We start from the raw sequence: 2,875 nt of genomic DNA on the forward strand, positions 1-2,875 counted from the left end.
CGCCTTCGAGCACAAGCGCTACTGGCCGAGCGCCACCGACGTCGGCATCGGTGCGGACGGGCTCGGGCTCGACACCGCCGGGCACCCGCTGCTCGCCGCAGCGGTCCGCCCGGCGGATACGGACTCGCTGCTGCTGACCGGACGGCTCGCGCTCAGTACGCAGCCATGGCTGAACGACCACCGGGTGTGGGACAGGGTTGTGTTTCCAGGAGCAGGCTTGGTCGAACTGGTGCTGGCCGCGGCCGAGCGGGTGGGCGCCGACACCGTCGAGGACCTGACCCTGACCGCCGCACTGACGTTGCCCGAGAACGGCGCGGTCGACATCCAGATCGCCGTCACCGAGTCCGATCAAGACGGACGGCGGTCGGTGACTGTGCATACCCGGCCGACAGACCGGGACGAGGCCGACGACTGGACGCGGATCGCCGTGGGCACGGTCTGCGCCGATGCGGGCGACGATGTCGATTTCCCGGCTATATGGCCGCCAGAGGATGCCGAGGCGGTCGACTTGGCCGACTGGTACGACGCACTCGGCGCGACTGGGCTGGAATATGGTCCCGCATTCCAAGGGCTGCGTGCGGTCTGGCGTCGGGACAAGGAGATCTTCGCCGATATCGGGTTGTCCGACGAAGAGTCGAAGCAGGCGGATTCGTTCGGGCTGCACCCGATTCTGCTCGATGCGGCGCTGCACACTCTCGGTCTCGGTGTGTTGCCGGTCGCCGATGCGGCGCATGTGCCGTTCGCCTGGACCGGCGTGCGCCGCTGGTCCACCGGACCTTCGGCGGTGCGGGCGCACATCGTGCCGGTCGGCCCGGCTGCGGTCGCGATCACCGTGACCGATCCCGCCGGGCGGCTGATCGCCTCGGTGGCTTCGCTGAGCGTGCGGCCGGTGACCGCGGACCAACTCGGCCCGGCCACCGACTCGCTGTTCGACCTGCGGTGGGTGCCCGTCACGGCCGAGCCGGTCGCCTCGCCCGCCGCCTGGACTGTGATCGGTGACGGCCTCGGACTGGCAGAAGAGCTGATCTCCGCCGGACATCAGGTCGACACCTACGCCGATCTCGATGGACTCGCCGCCGCGATCGACGCGGGGGCGGGCGCGCCGGATGCGGTGCTGATCCCGTTCGACGGCGGTGCGGACGGCTCCGGCGATATGGCAGCCGCTGTGCACAGCGCGTGTCACCGGATTTCGGCATCGGCCCGATCCTGGCTGTCGGACAACAGGTTCGGTACCGCGCGGATGGTGGTTGTCACGCGCGGCGCGGTCGCGGCCCAACCGGACGAGACTATTACCGACCTGCCTGCGGCGAGCGCCAGGGGCCTGATGCTTTCCGCTCATACCGAGAATCCGGAACGATTCGCGTTGGTCGACATCGACACCGAACCGGCATCGCGCGAAGCCCTGTCCGGGGTTTTGGAGGCCGGTGAGCCCCAGATCGCACTTCGGGCCGGGACGCTACTGTGCGCCCGGCTGGCAGCGGCTGGGGCAGCGGGTACGCCGCGTACGGAATGGCCCGCGTATGGCACTGTGCTGATTACCGGTGCGAGCGGCGCGCTGGGGCAACTCGTCGCTCGCCATCTCGTGACCGAATACGGTGTCCGGCGGCTGCTGCTGGCCAGTCGCCGGGGCCCGCAAGCCTCCGGAATGGCGGAACTGTGCGCTGAGCTGTCCGGCCTCGGCGCGCAGGCCCTCGTGGCGACTTGCGACGTCGCCGACCGGGAGGCGCTCGCCCTTACGCTGGCGGACATTCCGGCCACGCATCCGTTGACTGCGGTGATTCACGTGGCCGGAATACTCGACGACGGAGTCGTCGACGCGCTCACCGACCAACGGATCGACGCTGTGCTGCGGCCGAAGGTGGATGCCGCGTGGAACCTGCACGAGCTGACCCGCGACGCGGATCTCGCCGCATTCGTGCTGTTCTCCTCCGTCGCAGGAATTTTCGGTACGGCGGGACAGGGCAACTACGCGGCGGCCAACGCATTCCTCGACGCGCTCGCCCGACATCGGCGAGAACAGGGACTGGTCGGCACAACGCTCGGCTGGGGCGCTTGGGCCGAACGCGGCCTGGCTGCGGAATTGGGTGCGGCGAATCGCGCCCGCTTGGCGCGGTCCGGTATCGGTGGCCTGACCGACACCAACGGGTTGCGCCTGTTCGATATCGCTCTGCGGCAGGACGCGGCGTACCTCGTACCGATGCTGCTGGATCGTGCCTCGATAGTGGGCGAGACCCCGCCTTTGCTTCGCGGCTTGATTCGCCCGCGCCGCGCGCAGCGCAGCCGCGAGTCGGACAGCGGTGATGCCGGTTTCCTGCGACGACTCGCCGCATCGCCCCCGGCCAAGCGTGAGCAGATGCTAATGGATCTGATCCGGGCGGAGATGGTCGCGGTACTGGGGTATTCCGGTCAGGTTCCCGACGGCCGGACCTTCACCGAGCTCGGCGCGGATTCGCTCACCGCACTCGAACTGCGCAACAGGCTCACCAGGGCGACCGGGCTGCGGATGTCGTCGACTGTGCTGTTCGACCATCCCACGCCGGCCAAACTCGCCCGCATGGTGTGTGACGAGCTGTTCCCCGTGGCGGCGGGGAACGCAGATAACGGTTTCGACGAGGCCCGTTTCCGGCGAGAGTTCGCCGCAGTGCCGATCAGCAGGCTCCGCGAGGCCGGGTTGTTGGAAGCGCTACTCGCCCTGCTCGACTCAGGGCCCGCCGAGTCTGTGGTGGATGAGGCGGTGATCGACGGGCTGGGGATCGCGGATCTGATTTCGCTGGCGAATGAAGGAGCTGAGTCGTGATGGATTCGGAGATGGGGTCGGTCGAGGAGTTGGTCGGTGCTCTTCGTAGTGCGGTGAAGGAGACGGTGCGGCTGCGGC

General features: G+C 68.6%; 2 protein-coding genes. Both read left to right on the forward strand.

Annotation, left to right across the window (positions count from 1 at the left end; all coding sequences use genetic code 11):
• The coding region (locus ACX4ZE_RS22615) for a type I polyketide synthase (RefSeq protein WP_480275480.1) at positions 1 to 2,797 on the forward strand (2,797 nt) is incomplete at its 5' end.
• An 11-nt stretch (positions 2,798 to 2,808) separates the two neighbouring features.
• On the forward strand, positions 2,809 to 2,875 hold a 67-nt coding region (locus ACX4ZE_RS22620), incomplete at its 3' end, for a polyketide synthase docking domain-containing protein (protein ID WP_480275481.1).

It is taken from the genome of Nocardia sp. TBRC8007, assembly GCF_056629435.1.